At 69.2% G+C, this 21,204-nt stretch carries 9 protein-coding genes; 3 read left to right on the forward strand and 6 right to left on the reverse strand.

Annotated features, from left to right (window positions below; all coding sequences use genetic code 11):
- Positions 1–148: 148 nt before the first annotated feature.
- The 6 genes from ACFWF3_RS01440 to ctaD all read right to left on the reverse strand — a co-directional run bounded on the left by ACFWF3_RS01440 (position 149) and on the right by ctaD (position 5,754).
- Positions 149–985, reverse strand: coding sequence for an ABC transporter ATP-binding protein (locus ACFWF3_RS01440; protein ID WP_379312003.1), 837 nt, complete (start codon positions 983–985; stop codon positions 149–151).
- 18 nt (positions 986–1,003) lie between these two features.
- A complete protein-coding gene (locus ACFWF3_RS01445; RefSeq protein WP_378991535.1) occupies positions 1,004–1,162 on the reverse strand; it encodes a hypothetical protein in 159 nt (52 codons plus the stop codon).
- Positions 1,163–1,302: 140 nt separating this feature from the next.
- Positions 1,303–2,085, reverse strand: a complete 783-nt coding sequence (locus ACFWF3_RS01450) for a peptidyl-tRNA hydrolase (protein WP_379312004.1) — start codon at positions 2,083–2,085, stop codon at positions 1,303–1,305.
- Positions 2,086–2,195: 110 nt separating this feature from the next.
- The gene (locus tag ACFWF3_RS01455) at positions 2,196–2,621 is read right to left on the reverse strand and encodes a hypothetical protein (RefSeq protein WP_379312005.1); all 426 of its coding nucleotides are present in this window, start codon (positions 2,619–2,621) and stop codon (positions 2,196–2,198) included.
- 79 nt (positions 2,622–2,700) lie between these two features.
- Positions 2,701–3,930 carry a phosphoserine phosphatase SerB gene (serB, locus tag ACFWF3_RS01460; RefSeq protein WP_131816594.1) on the reverse strand — a complete coding sequence of 410 codons (1,230 nt, stop codon included), beginning with the start codon at positions 3,928–3,930 and terminating at the stop codon, positions 2,701–2,703.
- Positions 3,931–4,011: 81 nt separating this feature from the next.
- Positions 4,012–5,754, reverse strand: a complete 1,743-nt coding sequence (gene ctaD, locus ACFWF3_RS01465) for a cytochrome c oxidase subunit I (protein WP_379312006.1) — start codon at positions 5,752–5,754, stop codon at positions 4,012–4,014.
- A 297-nt stretch (positions 5,755–6,051) separates the two neighbouring features.
- On the opposite strand from ctaD, the gene ACFWF3_RS01470 reads away from it, so the two are divergent.
- From ACFWF3_RS01470 to ACFWF3_RS01480, 3 genes are all read left to right on the forward strand, one after another.
- The gene (locus ACFWF3_RS01470) at positions 6,052–6,855 is read left to right on the forward strand and encodes a VOC family protein (RefSeq protein ID WP_379312007.1); all 804 of its coding nucleotides are present in this window, start codon (positions 6,052–6,054) and stop codon (positions 6,853–6,855) included.
- Positions 6,856–7,044: 189 nt separating this feature from the next.
- A complete protein-coding gene (locus ACFWF3_RS01475; protein ID WP_379312008.1) occupies positions 7,045–7,464 on the forward strand; it encodes an AMP-binding protein in 420 nt (139 codons plus the stop codon).
- Between the two features lie 144 nt (positions 7,465–7,608).
- Positions 7,609–21,135, forward strand: coding sequence for an amino acid adenylation domain-containing protein (locus ACFWF3_RS01480; RefSeq protein WP_379312009.1), 13,527 nt, complete (start codon positions 7,609–7,611; stop codon positions 21,133–21,135).
- Positions 21,136–21,204 lie beyond the last annotated feature (69 nt).

The following is a 21,204-nucleotide window of genomic DNA, read 5'->3' on the forward strand; positions in this document are numbered from 1 at the left end:
GTCTCCTTCGAGCGCAGCCCTCTCAGCACCCTAACGCCCGCTTGGTCGACCGTGAGCCGGGATTCCCGGCGACCGGACGCCCAGCCAGGTCAGCCCGGGCGCCGGTGCGCGTAATCGGCGCCCGCGAGTCAGCGCGGCGAGCCGGCGCTCAGTTGCGGCGCCGGTGCCCGCCCGAACGACGAGCCCGCCGCGCGAACCACCGCCCGTCGACCCGATCGAGCGCGATCGACTGGCTGAAGGCGTTGCTCAGATTCTCGGCGGTGAGTACATCGCCCAGGAGACCTTGGCCGACCACCTCCCCCTCCTTGAGCAGCAGCGCGTGAGTGAAGCCGGGCGGGATCTCCTCGACGTGATGGGTCACCAGCACCATCGCGGGCGCGTCGGGGTCGGCGGCGAGATCGCCGAGACGTTCGACGAGTTCCTCACGCCCGCCCAGGTCGAGGCCCGCGGCCGGTTCGTCGAGCAGCAGCAGTTCCGGATCGGTCATCAGGGCGCGCGCGATGAGCACCCGCTTGCGTTCGCCTTCGGACAGGGTGCCGTAGGTGCGGTCGGAAAGGTGTTCGGCGCCGAGGGTTTCCAGCATGTCGACCGCGCGTTCGGTGTCGATGTCCTCGTAGCGCTCGCGCCAGCGGCCGAGCACCGCGTAGCCGGCCGAGACCACCAGGTCACTGACCTTCTCGTCCACCGGGATGCGGCTGGCCACCGCCGCCGAGGACAGTCCGATACGTGGCCGCAATTCGCTGACGTCGACGCGACCGAGCGTCTCCCCCAACAGATTCGCGTGACCGGAGGTCGGATGGAGTTCGGCGGCGGCCATTCTCAGCAGCGAGGTCTTGCCCGCGCCGTTCGGGCCGAGCACCACCCAGCGTTCGTCGAGCTCTACTTGCCAGGAGACCGGGCCGACGAGGGTTCGGCCCGAGCGACGGATGGTCACATCGGAGAAGTCGATGAGCAGATCGGGATCGGGTTGCGACACGCGCTCCATCTTGGCCCACGCGGGCTCTCAGCGCAGCGACCGGCCCGTGCGAGATTCGTCGATCCTGGTCGTCGACGGGTCACCCGTGCTGCGAACCTCGCTGCGCAACATCCGCGCGGCGACGAAGGAGACCGGCACCGACAGCACAACCCAGACGATCAGGATCACCACAATCGTCGTCATCATCGCGGAACCTCCCTGTACCTCGACGTGCACGGCTGTCGGTTACGTATACCCGCGAGGCGCTGCCGCCACACCGCGTTATCGCGGCGAGTCGCGAAAACCGCAACCCAACCGCCGGATTCGCGTCGCGCGTGTCGCGGCGATCACTCCCGTGGCGGCACCGCGATCACCGTCATCGAACCGGGCGCCACCTCGGTGAAACCGGCATCGCGCACAGCCACCGCACGACCCGCCGCCACCTCGTCCACCAACCCCGCCCACTGCTGTTCGCCGGCGTCGCGCACCGCGCAGCGGAATCCGCGGGCCGCCCACGCGGCCGCCGCGTCCACGGGCAACGCACCCGCCAGCAGCATGCTCGCGTGCCCGACCTGCGCCGCTGCCTTGCCCACCGACATCTCCAGCGCCGCGTTCACCCACAGCACCGGCGATGCCGGATCCGCCGGGCCCGGCTCGTCGTGGTCGAGATCGGTACCGCCGATCTGGAGTTTGCGGATGCGCTGATCGATCTCCCCGACCGGGCCGGGAACGAACGCACGGGCCTGCGCGCCGTCGACCTCGACCGTCACACCGTCGACGTCTCCCGCGGCCACCCACTGCGCACCACGCGCCCGCCGGGCGACCTTCCTGATCCGCGACCGCTTCCACGCGAGGTACCGCGGCTCCCACTCCCCGCCGGGTCCCGAACGCGGGTCGAGGCACACCGCGACCGCCGCGGCGGCAGCCGCTTCCAGCAGTGCGCTGCGGGCGGGCGGATCAGCCTTGGGGATGTGCAGCACCATCTGCATCGCCTGCACCATCGCCGGGTCGCCGGGGTCGCCGCCGCCGCCGTAGCCCTGCGCCAACTCCGCGTGCCGAGCGGCGAATTCGGCCGCCTCGTCGCGGACCGGGGCCTCGGCCTGCTCCTCGGTTTCCAACCCACTACCCATGCCACAACACCCGTTCGATCGACACCAGTCCGCCCGCCAGCCTAATAGCGCGGGCGCGTGGCCTTCCCGGGCCTTTCCCGGAGGCGAGCGTGGCCGCGCGCCGACCCGGCTCAGCTCACCCGGATATCCACCATGAAGGTCGGCTCGGGGCCGATCGATGGTTCGCTGGCCGGCCCGTAGGTGAACTGCAGCGAGGTCACCCCCCGCTCGATCGCCCGGAACGGCCACACCGTGGCGTTGCCCTCGCTGGTCGGCCCACCGTCGGCGATCAGGATGCCCTTCTCGGCATTGACCATCCCCCACTCGCCGGTCGACGCGGGATCCCGCGGCAGACGTACCAGCAGGCGCTGGCCCACCGTGGCCACCACCGTGCTGCCGTTGGCGAACAGCTCGATCGTCAGCGGATCAGCCGCGGACTGCGCAACGGCGGTCGGCTGGAGGGTGACGTCATACGGTTCGGTCTCGTCGCCACCGCATCCGGCGGTCGATCCGCCGAGCCCCGCCAGGGCGACCAGGACGAGAAATGACCTGCGCACAACAACCTCCCGGTGACGAGCGGTGACGACGTGCCTGTGCGGTCACTCTACGTCGGTGAGGTCGCGATTCCGCGTGACGCTACCGGCCGAGCAGCGGAACCCGTCGTACGCCACCGTCACGCGCGTCGGCCGCCTCCACCTCGTCGCGCGTGACGCCGAGGATGAACAGCACCGCGTCCAGGTAGGGGTGCGACAGCGCCGTGTCGGCCACCTCGCGCAGCGCGGGCTTGGCGTTGAACGCCACGCCGAGCCCGGCCGCGTTGAGCATGTCGATGTCGTTGGCGCCGTCACCGACCGCGACGGTCTGCTCCATCGGCACCCCCGCCTCGGCCGCGAACTTGCGCAGCGCGGTCGCCTTGAACGCCCGGTCGACGATCTCGCCGACGACCCGCCCGGTGAGCTTGCCGTCGATGATCTCCAGGGTGTTGGCCTGCACGAAATCGAGCTCCAGCTCGTGTGCGAGCGGCTCGATCACCTGCCGGAACCCACCGGAGACCACACCGCAGCGGAAGCCGAGCCTGCGCAGGGTGCGAATCGTGGTGCGCGCGCCCGGGGTGAGCTCGATCCGGTCGGCGACCTCCTCGATCACCGACTCGTCGAGGCCCTCGAGGGTGGCCACGCGCTGACGCAGCGATTCGGCGAAGTCGAGCTCGCCGCGCATCGCGGCCTCGGTGACCTCGCGGACCTGGTCTTCGACGCCGGCGTGCGCGGCCAGCATCTCGATCACTTCGCCCGTGATCAGGGTGGAGTCGACGTCGAACACGATGAGGCGCTTGGCCCGGCGGGCCAGCCCCGCCCGTTCCACCGCGATGTCGACCCGTTCGGCGACGGCCACCTCGGCCAGTGCGGTGCGCAGCCGCGCGTCGCCTTCGTCGCTGGTGTCGGTCGCGGTGACCATCAGTTCCATCCCGGTCACCGGGTAGTCGGCGATGCCACGGATGGAGTCGATATTGGCGCCACCGGTGGCGAGTTCGCGCGAGATGGCGCTGAATGCCTTCGCGGTGACCGGGGCGCCGAGCACCACGACCGCGTGCGTGGACATCGGCGGCTTGCCGATCTGCGCGTCGACCGACACGTCGACCTGCATGCCGACGGTGTTCATCGCCTCTTCTAGCTCGTCCTGCAACGCCTCGGGGTCGTTGGGGCACGACACCAGCACCCCGAGGGTGAGTCGACCCCTGATGACCACCTGCTCCACGTCCAGCAAGCTCACCTGATGCCGGGACAACGTCGCCAGCAGCACCGAGGTGACGCCTGGTCGGTCGGGGCCGGTGACGGTCACGAGAACTGTGGTGTCGGCCAAGTCGATCTGCTCCGTTCGATTACCCACAAAAAGAGTGTGCACCCGCTGGTCACCCAGCAGGTGCACACCCTGTCGTTCGGTGGTGTCCTACTTCTTCGCGAGCGCGCCTTCGGACACGTGCGTGCTGTGCTTACCCGAGCCCCAGCCGACATGCGCCTCGGCCTTCATGCGCTCGACCATGTGCGGGTAGTGCAGCTCGAACGCGGGGCGCTCGGACCGGATCCGCGGCAGCTCGTAGAAGTTGTGGCGCGGCGGGGGGCAGGTGGTGGCCCACTCGAGGGAGTTGCCGTAGCCCCACGGGTCGTCGACCGTGACGACCTCGCCGTAGCGGAAGCTCTTGAAGACGTTCCAGATGAACGGCAGCATCGACGAGCCCAGGATGAACGCGCCGATCGTGGAGATCGTGTTCAGCGTGGTGAAACCGTCGGACGGCAGGTAGTCGGCGTAGCGACGCGGCATGCCCTCGGCGCCCAGCCAGTGCTGGACCAGGAAGGTGGTGTGGAAGCCGACGAAGGTGGTCCAGAAGTGCCACTTGCCCAGACGCTCGTCCATCATGCGACCGGTGATCTTCGGGAACCAGAAGTAGATACCCGCGAAGGTCGCGAACACGATGGTGCCGAAGAGCACGTAGTGGAAGTGCGCGACGACGAAGTACGAGTCGGTGACGTGGAAGTCCAGCGGCGGCGAGGCCAGGATGACGCCCGACAGACCACCGAAGAGGAAGGTCACCAGGAAGCCGATCGACCACAGCATCGGTGTCTCGAACGTCAGCTGACCACGCCACATGGTGCCGATCCAGTTGAAGAACTTCACACCGGTCGGGACCGCGATGAGGAAGGTCATGAAGGAGAAGTACGGCAGCAGCACCGCGCCGGTGGCGTACATGTGGTGCGCCCACACCGCGATCGACAGCGCCGCGATACCCAGCGTCGCGTAGACCAGCGTGGTGTAACCGAAGATCGGCTTACGGCTGAACACCGGGAAGATCTCCGACACGATGCCGAAGAACGGCAGCGCGATGATGTAGACCTCGGGGTGGCCGAAGAACCAGAACAGGTGCTGGTAGAGCAGGATGCCGCCGGTGGCCGGGTCGTAGATGTGACCACCCAGGTGGCGGTCGTAGGCAAGCCCGAACAGCGCCGCGGTGAGCAGCGGGAACGCCAGCAGCACCAGCACGGAGGTGACCGCGATGTTCCAGGTGAAGATCGGCATGCGGAACATGGTCATACCGGGTGCGCGCAGGCAGACCACGGTGGTGAGCATGTTGACGCCACCGAGGATGGTGCCCAGACCCGAGACGGCCAGACCCAGGATCCACAGGTCGGTGCCGACACCGGGCGAGTGCAGGATGTCGGTCAGCGGCACGTAAGCCGTCCAGCCGAAGTCCGCCGCGCCGCCGGGGGTCACGAAGCCCGCGGTCGCCATGGAGGCACCGAACAGGTACAGCCAGTAGCTGAACGCGTTCAGTCGCGGGAAGGCGACGTCAGGGGCGCCGATCTGCAGCGGCAGGACGATGTTGGCGAAGCCGAACACGATCGCCGTCGCGTAGAACAGCAGCATGATCGTGCCGTGCATGGTGAACAGCTGGTTGAACTGTTCGGGCGAGAGGAACTGCAGACCCGGACGTGCGAGCTCACCACGCATGAGCAGCGCCATGAGGCCGCCGATCATGAAGAAGCTGATCGCCGTCACCAAGTACATGGTGCCGAGCACCTTGGGGTCGGTGGTGGTGACCGCCTTGTAGAGGAACGAGCCCTTCGGACCGGTCCGGGCCGGATACGGTCGAGTCGCTTCCAACTGAGGGACTGGCCTGGGCTCTACCGCAGTCACTGATCCTCCTGAAGATGCCTGTACGTCACTCGCAGAGCCGGCCGCGCCTCGATGACGGACAGCAGCAGACATGCGTTGGAGTGAATCGTAAACCGTGCTGCCGCAGCATTCCGCGCGGGTCCTACTCTGTGTCGTATTCGGCGCGCCGTAGTTCGCGATCCCGATCTTCCTCCGCAGGTCGCGTGGGTGCAACGGTTGTCGGCGATGACTTTTCGGCGGTCGGCGCGTCATGATCGATGCCGACGCGCGAACATGCCAGCGTCGCTGACGCGCTACCCCTTCAGCCGAGGAGAAGTCATGTCGTTCAGCCCGAAACCCGGCGATCCCACCTGGGTCGACCTCTACACGACCGATCTCGACCGCGCGATCGCCTTCTACGGCGAGTTGTTCGGCTGGACCGCCGAACGCGGCGGCGAGGAATTCGGCGGCTACACCACCTTGCGCAAGGACGGGCGGGCGGTGGCGGGTGCGATGGGCCGCCACGACGATCCCGGCGACCCGTATCCGGACCGCTGGACCGTCTATCTGAACTCCCCCGATGCCCTGGCCACGACAGCCGCGGCGAGCGCGGCGGGCGGCAATGTGATCGTCGAGCCGATGGCGATCGCCGATCTCGGTGCGATGGCGGTACTGGCCGATGTCGGCGGAATCGGTGTCGGCGTCTGGCAGGCCGACACCTTCGCCGGCTTCGACGCGGTCGGCATCGTCGCGGACGGGACCTGGACCGACCACGTCGGCGTCCCGTCCTGGTTCGAGCTGATGACCCGCGCCTACGACGAGTCGCTGGTCTTCTACCGCGACGTCTTCGGCTGGCGCGACACCCTGACGATCGCCGACACCGCGGACTTCCGCTACACCACCATCCACACCGTTCCTCCCATGGGCGGCGGCGTCCTCGACGCCAACGGTCACCTCGCCGAGGGCGTACCCGGCTCGTGGACGGTCTATTTCGGCGCCGACGACGTCGACAAGTCCGCCGAACACGCGGTGGCCCTCGGCGGCACCATCGCCTTCGAACCGATGAACACCCCCTACGGGCGCCTCGCCGGGCTGATCGACCCCACCGGCGCGCATTTCAGCATCGGCGGAAACGCCCGCTGAGGCGAGCCCCACGGCGGTCGGCGGTGCGTGCACGAGGCCGCCGCCGCCGGGGTTCGCCCACCCAGGGGTGGTAATCGATCCCCCTGGGAGTCGGTGCATCAACGCTGGGGTTGCTGTCGGATCCCCCTCCCGAGGACGAGATTAGAGGTGTACCCACAGACACCCGTCAAGCCTTCGAAGGGGAACACGATGAGCACCCTGGTCACCGCACCCGCCGGCAACGTCATCCCGATGCGCAGCCGCTCCGGCGCGCCGGTCGCCGGTCAGCTCGCCGACGCCGATCTGGACCGTTGGGCGAACCGCCTGGCCCGGCTGCTGCTCACCCGTGGCGCCGACGCCGGCGACCGGATCGCCCTCGCTGTCGACCCCCGGATCGAGTCGGTGGTCGCCGAGGCCGCGGTGCGCAAGATCGGTGCGATCCCGGTGTCGCAGGCCGAGGGCGCGTCCACCGCCCCCGGCGCAGGATTCGGGATCACCACCAAGGCCCGCCGGGGCGAACTCGGCGGCGGCGCCGACTGGCTGGTGCTCGACGACCGCTCGACCCTGCAGCGCTATCTGGTCACCTCCGACGCGCCGCTGGCGGCCACGGAACTGCGCGCAGTCTGCTGAACCCATTCCGATGCGCTCGATACAGGTTCAGAATGAACATAGAGCGCAGTACGCAACGGCGGGTACTACCTACCAGGTAGCTACCCGACGGTCGGGAACCAGAGGTGAACGCCCAGCTCCAGACATGAGAACGCAGGTTCGCTCATGATCCAGTCCTCTTCGCATGCGTCGGATGCCGTCGCACCCGAAGGCCCTTTTCCCTTGTCGGCCGCCCAGCGCGGCATCTGGTTCGCCCAGCACATCGCGGGCGATACCCCCATCTCCATCGCCCAGTACGTGGAGCTGTCCGGCGCGGTCGACCTCGCGCTGCTGATCGACGCGGTCCAGCGGACCGGTCGTGAGTTCGGTACCGGCTATCTGCGGCTGGTCGATATCGACGGCCACCCCCATCAGGTCGTCGATCTGACCCTCGACGACGACGTGGCCGAACTGGACCTACGTGACCGCCCCGACCCGGAAGCGGCCGCGCACGAATGGATGCGCGCCGAGTACACCGCACCACTGGATGTGATGCACGACCGATTAGTCCGCATCGCCCTGCTGCGTGTCGCCGAGGATCGCTGGTTCTGGTACGCGCGCATGCACCACATCGTCCTGGACGGGATGGGCGCGCTGGCGCTGGTTCAGCGCGTCGGCGAGCTCTACAACGCCGCCTTCGCCGGCCGTGAGCCGCCGGCCACCAAGGCCGAGCCGTTGCAGAAGATCGTCGATGCCGATCTGGCCTACCGCACCTCCGGCCGTTTCACCACCGACCGTGACTACTGGCGCGAGCACCTGGCCGCGCTGGCGGATCCGGTGACGCTCGCCGGCCACGACGCCGAGGTCGACGCCCACCCCAACCGGGTATCGGGCGCGCTACCCGCGGAGACCGGCGCCCTGCTGGATTCGGTTGCGGCATCGGTGAATTCGGGTGTCGCGCCGACCGTGGTCGCGGCCTTCGGCGCCTATCTCGCCGCGATGACCGGCGCGCCGGAAGTGGTGCTGAGCCTGCCGGTCTCCGCACGGACCTCGGCGACCCTGCGTCGTTCGGGCGGCATGCTCGCCAATGTCGTGCCGCTACGCGTGCGCCTCGATCCCACCACCACCGTCGGGGCGGCGATTCTCGCCGTGCAGAGCGAGCTGACCGGCGCGTTGCGACGCCAGCGCTACCGCCAGGAGGACATCGTCCGCGATCTCGGCTGGGCGATGGACGAGGCGGCGTCGTTCGGCCCCGCCGTGAATCTCATGATGGTGGACACCAAGATCGCGTTGGGCCCGGTCGTCGGGCGGCTCCACGTGCTCACCTCCGGCCTGATCGACGACCTGTTCGTCAACCTGTACCCGGGCGTCGGCGGCGAGAGCACCCACATCGACCTGCAAGGCAACGCGAACCTGTACAGCGACGCCGACCTGGCGGGCCATCACGAGCGATTCCTGCTGTTCCTGCATCGGTTCCTCGTCGCAGGGCCGGACGCCCCGCTGTCGACGGTGCCCGTTCTCTCGGATGCCGAGCAGGCGGCCTCGGTGCCCGCGCGCGGCCCGGCCGGCGTCGCGACGCGCACCCTGCCCGAGATCCTCGCGGCGGGCGCCGCGCTCGACCCGGACGCGGTGGCGCTGCGCTGGGGTACCGACGACACACTGAGCTATCGCGAGGTCGACGACTACACCAATCGCCTGGCCCGCCTGCTGATCGCCGCCGGCGCGGGGCCTGAACACGCGGTAGCGCTGTCGATTCCGCGGTCCGCGGAGTCCGTGCTCGCCACCGTCGCGGTGGCCAAGACCGGTGCGCCGTTCGTGCCCATCGATCCGACCTACCCCGACGATCGCATCGAGCACATGATCGACGACAGCGGGGTGGTCACCGGCTTGACGGTCGACGAGGCGCGAAAGTCGCTGCCCGACAAGGTCGATTGGCTCTCGCTGGACGACCCGGCGATCACCGCCGAACTCGCCACCCATGACCCCGCGCCGATCACCGATGCCGACCGCACGGCCGCGATCGCGGCGGATCAGGTCGCCTACGTCATCTATACCTCCGGGTCGACCGGTCTGCCCAAGGGCGTGCTGGTCTCGCATCGCGGCCTGGCGAACCTCGCGGCGAGTTCGGGGGCCGGGTTCGGGGTCGAGCCGGACTCCGTGGTCGCCCACGCGGTCTCGCCGAGCTTCGACATCTCGGTCGAGGAGATCGTGGTGACGCTGGCCGCCGGTGCCACCCTCGCGGTGGTCCCGCCGTCGGCCTACGCGGGTGAGGACATGGCGCACGTGCTGCGCACCCACCGCGTCACCCATCTCAATGTCACCCCGGCGGTTGTCGGTTCACTCGACCCGGTGACGCTGCCCGACCTGCGCACGATCGTGGTCGGCGGTGACGCGTGCCCGCCGGAACTGGTGGCGAAATGGGCCGGGCGCTCGCTGATCAACGGGTACGGCCCCACCGAAACGACCATCACCACCACCCTGAGCGAACCGCTGGTGCCCGGCGCCCCGGTGACGATCGGCAGCCTGGTCGGTGGCGTCTGCGGCCTGGTCCTTGACCCGTGGCTGCGCCCGGTACCGGCGGGCACCGTGGGTGAGCTGTACCTCGCGGGCCCCGGTGTCGCGCGCGGCTACCACCGGCGCAGCGGCTTGACTGCGAGCCGGTTCGTGGCGAATCCGCACGCACCCGGCGACCGGATGTATCGCACCGGCGATCTGGTGCGCTGGACCGACGCCGAGGGCCGCGTCACCCTGGAATACCAGGGGCGCAGCGACTTCCAGGTGAAGGTGCGCGGCTACCGGATCGAACTCGGCGAGATCGATGCCGCGTTGCAGCGGCTACCCGAGATCGACTTCGCGATCACACTCGGTGCCGAGTCGCCGACCGGCGCGACCGCGCTCGTCGCCTATGTCACGGCCGAGCCGGGTGCCGAGGTCCATCCAGAAGCGGTGAAAGCCGCTGTCGGCGAAACGCTTCCGGCCTATATGGTGCCCGCCGTGGTGATGGTGCTCGACCGGGTGCCGCTGACCCCGCTCGGCAAGGTGGACCGAAAGGCATTGCCCGCACCGGACTTCGGTGCGCGCACCGTCGCGAGCCGGGCCCCGTCCACGCCGCGCGAGGAAGCGTTGGCAGCCCTCTTCGCCGAGGTGCTCGGACTCGGCACCGTCGGTGTCGACGACAGTTTCTTCGCGCTCGGTGGCGACAGCATCGTGTCGATCCAGCTGGTCTCGCGGGCGAAGGCCGCCGGTATCTCGTTCAGCGCCCGCGATGTCTTCGAACGCAAGACGGTCGCCGCGCTGGCCGCTGTCGCCGACGACACCCAGGTACCGGTGGTGGACGAGCTGCCCGGCGGCGGGGTCGGCGCGGTGGAGCTCACCCCGATCGTGCACGCGATGGTCGAGCACCCGGACACCTGGGGACGCTACGGGCAGGCCGTCCTGATCGGGCTGCCCGACGGTTTCGACCGTCCGCGGCTCGCGGCGGCGCTCCAGGTGCTGCTCGACCAGCACGATCTCCTCCGCTCGTCGCTGCGACCGACGGCCGACGGCTGGGAATGGGTGGTGGCCGAGCCCGGTGCGGTCGACGCCGAGGATCTGATCGAGGTGACCCGGGCCGACACCGAGGACGCGGTCGAGCGCGCCTTGCAGAACGCCGCGGACCTACTCGATCCCCCCGCGGGTGTCGTTGCCCGGTTCGTGTTGGTCGAACGCGCCGACGCCGCCCCACTGTGCTGGCTGGTCCTGCATCACCTGGTCACCGACGGCGTCTCCTGGCGAATCCTGTTGCCGGACTTGGCGACCGCGGCCTTCGGCGGCACGCTCGACCCGGTCGGTACCTCCTTCCGCCGCTGGGCGCACAGCCAGCCCGAGAACGCCGCGACACGTCTCGACGAACTGCCGATCTGGCAGCGAATCCTGGCCACACCCGACCCGCCGTTCGCCCGCACCGACCGTCGCAGTGCCGACCGCGCGACGACCACCTCGACTCCTTCCGATCGGTCCGGCGACACGGCCCAGACCGCCGCGCCGGCTACCGTCTCCGAGCTGTCCGACCCGGTAGTGGAGACCGCCTGCGCCTTCGACCCCGCCCTCGACGTGGTCGCCACGATGGCGCAGTGGCAGTCGACGGTGCCTTCGGACGTCGCACAGACCGTCTTGCACGGCGTGCCCGAGCAGTTCCATTGCGGCGCCGACGATGTGCTGCTGGCCGCGCTCGCCATGGCCGTGTGCCGATGGCGCGACCGCACCGGCGCACTGCTGACGCTGGAGGGCCACGGCCGCGACGAATCCCTGCTGCCCGGCGCCGATGTCGCGCGCACGGTCGGCTGGTTCACCAGCGTGTACCCGGTCGCGCTCGACCTGACCGGGATCGATCTCGGCGACGCGTTCGCCGGTGGCCGTGCGGCGGGTTCGGCGATCAAGGCCGCCAAGGAGCAGTTGCGGTCGGTCCCCGATCGCGGCGTGGGCTTCGGCTTGCTCCGCTATCTGAACGACGAGTCCGCCGCGGCACTGGCCGGCGCGCCGACACCCCAGCTGAGCTTCAACTATCTCGGCAGGGCGGTGACCGGCGACGATCCCTGGGTTCCGCGACGTTTCGCCGCGACCAACGACGACCGAGCCCCGTTGGCCGCCGTCGTCGATATCAACGCGGTGCTGACCGATGCCGGGCTGGAAGTCACCTGGGCCTACGCGAGCAGACTGCTCGACGAGGCCGACGTGCGCGCGTTGGCCGAGCTGTGGTCGCAGGCCCTGCGCGCACTCGTCACCCATGCCGCGACCGGCGACGCGGGTGGCCGCACCCCCTCGGATTTCACGCTCGTCACGGTCGATCAGCCGCAGATCGAGCGCTGGGAGCACACCTACCCGGCGCTCACCGACGTCTGGCCGCTATCGCCGCTGCAATACGGCCTGCTCTTCCACGCGCTCTACGACTCCGACACCGCCGACGGGTACACGGTCCAATCACTGCTCACCCTCGCGGGCACGGTCGACGCCACCCGGCTGCGCGGTGCCGCACAGGCGCTCGTCGATCGGCACGAGAACCTGCGTGTGGCCTTCGTCGAGACCGACGACGGCCCGCGTCAGCTCGTCCTGTCCGCCGCCGAGATCCGGTGGGAAGAAGTAGATCTCACCGAGATCGCCGACGAGGACCAGCGAGCTCGCGAGCTCGACCGAGTGATCGAACTCGACGCGCTGACCCGCTTCGACCTGACCCGGCCCCCGTTGCTCCGCTTCACCCTGGTCAGGACCGGCGCGGAAACGTTGCGGCTCATTATGACCAATCACCATCTGGTGCTGGACGGTTGGTCGACGCCGCTGCTGGTGCGGGAGCTGCTCACCCTGTACGTCACCGCGGGCGACACATCGATGTTGCCGCCCGCCCCGTCCTACCGCGACTTCCTGTCCTGGCTCGGAGACCAGGATGCGGAGGCGTCGCTGTCGGCGTGGAAACAGGCCATGGCCGGGATCGACACGCCGACCCGCGCCGTCCCCACCCTCGTCGGCATCGAGTCGACCGAGACCGCGATGCTCTCGCACGATCTGTCCTCCGCCACGGTCGCGGTACTCGAATCCGCGGCCAGAGAAGCGGGTGCGACCGTGAACACGCTGGTCCAGGCCGGTTGGTCGCTACTGCTGGCCATGCTCACCGGTCGCACCGATGTGGTGTTCGGCGCCACGGTGTCCGGTCGGCCGCCGGAGCTGCCCGGTGTCGAGGAGATGGTCGGGCTGTTCATCAACACCGTTCCGGTGCGGGTGACGCTGGATCCGTCGGAAAAGGTCTGCGACCTGCTTGCTCGCGTGCAGGCAGAGCAGGCGCGGCTCATGGACCACCAGCACGTCGGCCTCGCCGCCATCCACCGCGTTGTCGGGCTGGCCGAATTGTTCGACACGCTCACCGTTTTCGAGTCCTACCCCATCGATCGGGAGGCGCTGTCGCAGGCCTTGGACATCGCGGGCATGCGGGTGCTCGATGTCGAGGGCACTGACGCGACGCCGTACCCGTTGAACCTCATGGTGATTCCGCTGCGCGGCGAGGCCGGTGCGGGCGACGCCTTGCGCATCACGGTGAAGTTCATGGCCGATCAGCTGGAACCCACTGCGGCACAGATACTCCTGGACCGGTTCGTCCTGGTGCTCACCCAACTCGCCGAGAATCCGCAGACCCTGGTTTCGCAACTGCGAAATTGCAGCGACGCCGAACTGGCCACGCTGGCACCGGTGCACGGGCCAGCGCCCTTGCCGATGCGCACGCTGCCCGACATCCTCACCGCAGGCGCGCGCATCGATCCCGACGCGATCGCGGTCAGTTCGGGCGAGCTGCGAATGAGTTACGGCGACCTCGACGCCTGGTCCAACCGGTTCGCCCGGGTCCTGCTCCGCCGCGGGATCGGGCCCGAAATCTTCGTCGTGCTCGCGCTCACCCGCTCGCTGGAATCGGTGGTCGCCGTGTGGGCGCTGGCCAAGACGGGGGCGGCCTTCGTCCCGCTGGATCCGAGCTATCCGGTGGAGCGGATCGAGCACATGCTCACCGATTCGAAGGCCCCGATCGGCGTCACCGTGACGGCTACCGGCGAAGACCTGCCCGGGTCCATCGACTGGCTGCTGCTCGACGACCTGAACACCATGCGCCGCGCCATGCTGGTCTCGGACGCGCCGATCACCGACGCCGAACGCGGCGGCCCGCTCGATATCGACCACACGGCCTACCTGATCTACACCTCCGGTTCCACCGGCAAGCCCAAGGCGGTTCTCCTCAGCCATCGCGGCATCGCGAATCTCGTTGCCGCCCAGCGCGAAACCCTGGCGCTCGACCCGACCGCCAGCGCACTCCAGGTCGCCTCCCCCAGCTTCGACGCCTCGGTCTTCGAGATGCTGACCGCGCACGCCGCAGGTGGACGCCTGGTGGTCTCACCGCCGGAGGTCTACGGCGGCGGCGAACTCGAGACGCTACTGCGCACCGAGCGGGTCACCCACGCGGTGATCACCCCGTCGGCGCTGGCGACGATGGAGCCCACCGATCTCACCGAGCTGCGGGTGCTGTCGGTGGCCGGTGAGGCGGCCACCCCCGAGCTCATCGAGAAGTGGGCCGCGGGCAGGCGGATGGTGAATCTGTACGGCCCCACCGAGTTCAGCATCTGGGCAACCGGTCCCGCCGAACTGCTCCCCGGCGAACCGGTCACGATCGGCGGACCGATTCGCGGTGCGACACTGGTGGTGCTGGACAGCTGGTTGCGTCCGGTGCCGGTCGGCATCGCCGGTGAGCTGTATCTGGCCGGGCCCGCGCTGGCGCGCGGCTACTTCAACCGGTTCGAGATGACCGCGAGCCGGTTCGTCGCCAACCCGTTCGGCGTCGCCGGGGAACGGATGTACCGGACCGGCGACATGGTGCGCTGGGTCACGGGCGAGAACGCCGCGCTCACCCTGGAATACCTGGGCCGCAGCGACTTCCAGGTGAAGATTCGCGGCCTGCGGATCGAACTCGGCGAGATCGACGCGGTGCTCTCGCGCGACGCCGAGGTCGACTACGCGGTGACGATCGGACGCGAAGGACCGGCGGGCGCCACCGTGCTCGTGTCCTACGTGCTCGCCGTGCCCGATGTCGCACTCGACACCGAACGGTTGCGCGCTCAGGTCGCGGCGGAACTGCCGGGATACATGGTGCCCGCCTATGTCGTCGTCCTGGACGATATCCCGCTCACTCCGGTCGGCAAACTGGACCGCAAAGCCCTGCCGATACCGGACTTCTCGGCCACCCAGCAGTCCTATCTCGCACCGCGCACTCCGATCGAACAGGCCGTCGCCGCGGTGTTCGCCGATGTCCTCGGCAGCGAACGGGTAAGCGTCGACCAGTCCTTCTTCGAACTCGGCGGCAACTCGCTGAGCGCGACGAAGGTTGTCGCCCGGGTCAATTCGGCGCTCGGCTCCACCATCGCGCTGCGTGATCTCTTCGACGCGCCGAGCGTCGCTCAACTGTCGGCGCGGGTCGTCCCCGCCGCCGAGGGCAGTCCTGGCCTGCCCGCGCTGGCTCCCCGCCTGCGCCCGGACCGCATTTCCCTGTCCCCCGCCCAGCAGCGTATGTGGGTGCTCAATCAACTCGACCCCGACTCGTCGGCCTACAACATCGCGATCGCCCTGCGCCTCACCGGAACCCTCGAGGTGGAAGCCATGCGCCGCGCTCTCGCCGACGTGGTCGAACGACAGGAGAGCCTGCGCACCCGCTATCCCGCCGACGCCGAGGGCCCGCGTCAGGTCGTCGTCGGCATCGACACCGCGGTTCCGTCGATGCCGCTGATCGACACCGAAGACGGCGCGCCACTGCGTGAGCAGATCAACGAACTGGCAGGCACCGGCTTCGACCTCACCCGTCAGGCACCACTGCGTGTCGGCCTGTTCCGCCTCAACAGTCACCCAGCCGAGACCGGACCCCGCAATGCCTATCGATCCGAAGACCCTGTGTCAGTGCATGTCATCGTCCTCGTCGTACACCACATCAGCGCCGACGGCGCCTCGATGGCCCCCCTGGCGGCGGACCTGGTCGCCGCCTACTCGGCGCGGGTGTCGGGTACAGCACCCACGCAGCCGCCGCTCACGGTGCAGTACGCGGACTTCGCGCTGTGGCATCGCGAGCTTCTCGGCAGCGCGACGGATTCGGAGTCCGTTGCCGCCCAGCAGATCCGGTATTGGCGCGAAACACTCGCCGGCGCACCGGATGCGCTGGAACTGCCCACCGATCGCCCCCGTCCGGCGGTGCAGACCATGAGCAGCGACGATATCGACTTCACCGTCGACGAACAGACCCACCGTGCGCTGATCGACTTCGCCGCCGCGAACAATGTCAGCGTCTTCATGGTCGTCCACGCCGCCCTCGCGGTGCTGCTGGCCCGGCTCGCCGGTACCGGCGATGTCGTCATCGGCACGCCGATCGCAGGTCGCGGTGCGGCCGCGCTGGACGATCTCGTCGGCATGTTCGTCAACACCCTCGCCCTGCGCACGCCGGTCGACCCCGGCACCGGCTTCCGGCAGCTGCTCGCCACCGTCCGCGACACCGACCTCGACGCCTTCGGCCACGCCGACGTACCGTTCGAGCAGCTCGTCGCGGCACTCGACCCCACCCGGTCGACCGCCCATCACCCGCTGTTCCAGGTGTCGCTGTCGCTGCAGAACTTCATCGAACCGGTGCTCGAACTGCCCGGGCTGCGTTTCGAAGTCGAGGACTTCGACCGCCGATCCTCGGCCTTCGACCTCACCCTGGACCTGCGCGAACGGTTCGACGAGACCGGCCCGGCGGGCATCGACGGCGTCCTCACCTACGCGACAGATCTGTTCGACGCCGCCACCGTCACCTCGTTCGCGACCCGATGGCGGCAGGTGCTCGCCACCGTCCTCACCGACATCGACATCCGCCTCGCCGATATCGACCTCCTCGCCGAATCCGAACGCGCGGAACTCGTCCCGGTCCACGGCCCCGCTACCGCGGGCACGACGACCTTGGCCGACCTGCTCACCGCCACCGCCGCGACCTTCCCCGACCGACCAGCCCTGGTTGCCGGCACTACGACGGCCACCGCGACCCGGGCCACCGGCACCATCTCCCCGACCGAGCCCACCTCCGCCGACGCCGCGGCACAACCCACGCAGGTATCCGACACGATCACCTACGGTGCGCTGCACGCCCGGTCGAATCAGTTGGCCAGGTTGCTCATCGAGGCGGGAGCGCACACGGAATCTGTGGTAGCCCTCGGTCTCCCACGGTGTGTCGAGCTCCACGTCGGCATCTGGGCCGCGGCGAAGGTGGGCGCGGCGTTCCTGCCGGTGGACCCGAAACATCCGGCGGACCGCATCGACCACATGCTCTCCGATTCCGGCGCGCGAGTCGGGATCACCCTCGCCGCATACCGGCCGCAGCTGTCCGACACCACCCGCTGGCTGATCCTCGACGACCCCGCCTTCGCCACCCGCGTGGGCGCCACCGACGACGCGGACCTCACCCCCGCGGAACTACCGGTTCCGATCAGGGTCGAGAACCCGGCCTGGATGATCTACACCTCCGGCTCCACCGGTACCCCGAAGGGCGTCACCGTCACCCATCGCGGCTTGGCCGACCTGGTCGCCTCCCAGCGCACCGACCTCGCCCTCGACGAACACGCCCGGGTGATGCAGGTGGCCTCGCCGAGCTTCGACGCGTCGATCTTCGAGGCACTCATGGCCTTCGGCTGCGGCGGCGCCTCGGTGATCGCCCCGCCGGATGTCTTCGGCGGCGCCCCCCTCGCGGAACTGATCGCCGCCGAGCAGGTCAGCCACATGGTGATCACGCCGTCGGCGCTGGCCACCATTGATCCCGCCGACGTGTCGAGCCTGCGGGTACTCGCGGTCGCGGGTGAGGCGGTCGGCCCCGATCTCGTCGCGCGCTGGTGCGGCGGCGCCGGCGGGCGCACGATGGTCAACCTGTACGGCCCGACCGAATACACCATCTGGGCAACAGGTTCCGCGCCGCTGTCCGCTGCGGAGCCGGTGACCATCGGCGCTCCCGTTCGCGGTGCGTCCGCACTCGTCCTCGACGACCGCCTGCGCCCGGTACCCGTCGGCGTCGCGGGTGAGCTGTACCTCGCGGGCACCGCGCTCGCGCGGTGCTACCACGCGCGGCCGAGCTTGACGGCAGCCCGATTCATCGCCGACCCCTTCGGCCTGCCCGGCGAATGCCTCTATCGCACAGGTGATCTGGTCCGGTGGACTCGCACGAACACCCCAGTACACAGTGTCGGCGCCACTCGGTCCGACAGCCCCGCGCTGTCCGAGAACCCCGCTGGTACGTCTCCAGGATTGGCGCTGGAATACCTCGGCCGCACCGACTTCCAGGTCAAGGTGCGCGGCCAGCGCATCGAGCTCGGCGAGATCGATGCGGTGCTCGGCGCCGTCGACGGTGTCGATCTCGCGGTGACGCTGGGTGTTCCGGGGCCCACCGGTGCCACCGCCCTGGCCGCCTACCTGGTGCGCATGCCCGGCGCCGACCTCGACATCGCACATATCCGCGCCCTTGCCGCCGACACGCTCCCCGCGTACATGGTGCCCGCCGCTTTCGTGGTGCTGGACGAGATCCCCATCAACGCCGTCGGCAAACTCGACCGAAAAGCACTGCCGGAGCCGGTGTTCGTCACCGACGACACCCCGTACCGCGCACCGGAGACGCCGACCGAGCTGGTCCTCGCCGAGGTCTACGCCGAACTGCTCGGCCGCGCACGGGTCGGCATCGACGACTCCTTCTTCGCCCTCGGCGGCGACAGCATCCTCGCCATTCAGCTCGTGACCCAGGCGAAGCTGCGCGGCGTGCACTGCACGCCGTTGCAGGTCTTCGAACACCGCACGGTGGCGGCGCTCGGTGCGGCCGTCGATGCCGCCGAGACGGTGGAAGCGCTGGCCGAACTGCCCGGTGGGGGCACCGGTGACCTGCCGCTGACACCGATCGTGCACTACATGGTCGAACGCGGCGGCGACTTCGACCGGTTCGCCCAGACCGCGGTGCTGGAACTGCCAGTCGGCATCGAACGCGCGCAACTCGTCGCCACCGTCTCGGCCGTGATCGACCGGCACGACATGCTGCGAGCCCGCCTGTGGGCAGCCGAGGACGGCTGGCGGCTGCGCGTGGCCGACCCCGGTTCGATCGAGGTCGACGCACTGGTGCACCGCACGGCCTTCGACGCCGCCATCGACCCGATCGAGCTGCGCGAATACGCCCAGACCGAGCTCGACTCCGCGATGAACCGACTGAATCCGGCGGACGGGGTCGTCCTGCAGTTCGTGTGGCTGGATCCGGTCGGCGACGCCGGCGCGCACACCGGGCCCGGACGCCTGATCATCGTCGCGCACCATCTCGCGATCGACAGCGTGTCGTGGCGAATTCTGGTGCAGGACTTGATCGCCGCCTGGGCGCAGGTATCGGCGGGCGCCACCCCGACCCTCCCGGATATCGGCACCTCGATGCGGCGCTGGTCGCACGCCATGACCGAGCAGGCCCGTTCCGAGCGGCGCCGCGCCGAACTCCCGTACTGGCAAGCGGTGGTGCACGGCCCCGACCCGCTGCTCGGCGCCCGTCACCTCGATCCTGGCACCGATCAGGGTCAGACCGTCCGCCGCCTCGACATCGAGGTCGACGACAACACCACCACAGCGCTGCTCACCACCCTGCCCCGCCTGTTCCAGGGCAGTGTCACCGACGCGCTGTTCGCCACCCTGGCCGTGGCGCTGGTGCGCTGGCGTGCGCGCAGAGGCGTGGACGAGCCCTCGGCGCTGCTGCGTCTGGAAGGCCATGGCAGACAGGAAGAAGTCGTGCCCGGCGCCGATCTGTCGCGGACCATCGGCTGGTTCACCAACCTGTACCCGGTGCGCCTCGATCTCGCCGACATCGACATCGACGACGCGCTGGCGGGCGGCCCCGCCATGGGCGCGGCCATCCGCCGGGTCAAGCACGACCTGCTCACGGTCCCCGACAAGGGCATCGGATTCAGCCTGCTGCGCTACCTGAATCCCGAAGCAGCCGAGCATCTTCCGACCCGGCTCCCCGGCCAGATCTGCGTGAACTACCTGGGCAGGCACACCTCGGTCGACACACCGCCCGGTCTGGAAGGTCTCGGCTGGCTACCCACCGACGCGCTCGGTGAGCTCGAGGCGGCCGAGCATCCGGAGGTGCCGATCATGTCGCCGATCGATATCAACGCCATGGTCGTCGGCAACCGGCTACAGGCCGACTTCGGTTACGCGGCACAGCTGCTGGATCGTGCGGACGTCGCCGAACTCGCGCACCTCTGGGTCGAGGCACTCGACGCGGCGGCGCGATTCGCCGAAACCCCCGCGGCCCAGCTCGCTTCGGCCGACGAAGCCGCCGCCATGACCGCGCGCACGGCAGCGGTCGCGGAGCCCGGACCGACCGGACTCGGTCTCGACGTGCTGCTACCGATCCGCCCCGACGGCGATCGACCCGCGCTGTTCTGCGTCCACTCCTCCTCCGGAATGTCGTGGAGCTACCTGGGGTTCGCCGAACAGCTCCGGCCGGGCCGCCCGATCTACGGGCTCCAAGCACCCGACCTCAGCGGCCGTGAACCCTCCGCCCGTTCCATCGAGGAATTCGCCCAGCGCTACGTGCGCGAGATCCGCGCGGTGCAGCCGAGCGGCCCCTATCACCTGCTCGGCTGGTCCTTCGGCGGACTCATCGCCCAGGCCATGGCGGTGCAACTGCAGGCGGCGGGCGAGCAGGTCGGCGTCGTGGCACTGCTGGACACCGATACCGCCGACATCGACGGCGACACCATCGAGCGGCTGTCGCCGGGCGCCTTCATCAACACCTTCGGCGCCATCTTCGGCATCGACGACGTGCCCGCCGAATCGACCGCCGAACAAGCGGCCGAGCTCATCACCGCCCGGCTCGGCGGGGTCGAGCTCATCGACGCGGCCACGATCGAGCGCATGGCGGGCTCCTACAACGCCTCCGCGGGCACCCGAACCGGATATCAGCGCCCGGTCTACCACGGCGACGTCGTCTATTTCCGCGCCACGGTCGATCCCGCCGAATGGATGGGCCCCGACGGCTGGCGGCCCTACGTCACCGGCGACATCACCGACCACGACGTCGACGTGACCCACGACGACATGACCAATCCCTACGCACTGTCGATCATCTCGCCACTGCTCGATGACCACTTGGAAGCAGGAGACCGGATATGAGCGTCGAACACACTCTCGTGCAGAGCAACCCGCGCACCGGCGGCGTCGTGGTCGAAGGGATCGAGAAGT

Source organism: Nocardia sp. NPDC060220 (assembly GCF_042727815.1).
GTDB lineage: Bacteria > Actinomycetota > Actinomycetes > Mycobacteriales > Mycobacteriaceae > Nocardia.

Excerpts from the sequence above, each read along its gene's own strand:
- ACFWF3_RS01450 (WP_379312004.1), bottom strand. The coding sequence starts at position 2,085 with ATGGGTAGTGGGTTGGAAACCGAGGAGCAGGCCGAGGCCCCGGTCCGC.
- ACFWF3_RS01440 (WP_379312003.1), bottom strand. The coding sequence starts at position 985 with ATGGAGCGCGTGTCGCAACCCGATCCCGATCTGCTCATCGACTTCTCC.
- ACFWF3_RS01470 (WP_379312007.1), top strand. The coding sequence starts at position 6,052 with ATGTCGTTCAGCCCGAAACCCGGCGATCCCACCTGGGTCGACCTCTAC.
- ACFWF3_RS01445 (WP_378991535.1), bottom strand. The coding sequence starts at position 1,162 with ATGATGACGACGATTGTGGTGATCCTGATCGTCTGGGTTGTGCTGTCG.
- ACFWF3_RS01480 (WP_379312009.1), top strand. The coding sequence starts at position 7,609 with ATGATCCAGTCCTCTTCGCATGCGTCGGATGCCGTCGCACCCGAAGGC.
- ACFWF3_RS01475 (WP_379312008.1), top strand. The coding sequence starts at position 7,045 with ATGAGCACCCTGGTCACCGCACCCGCCGGCAACGTCATCCCGATGCGC.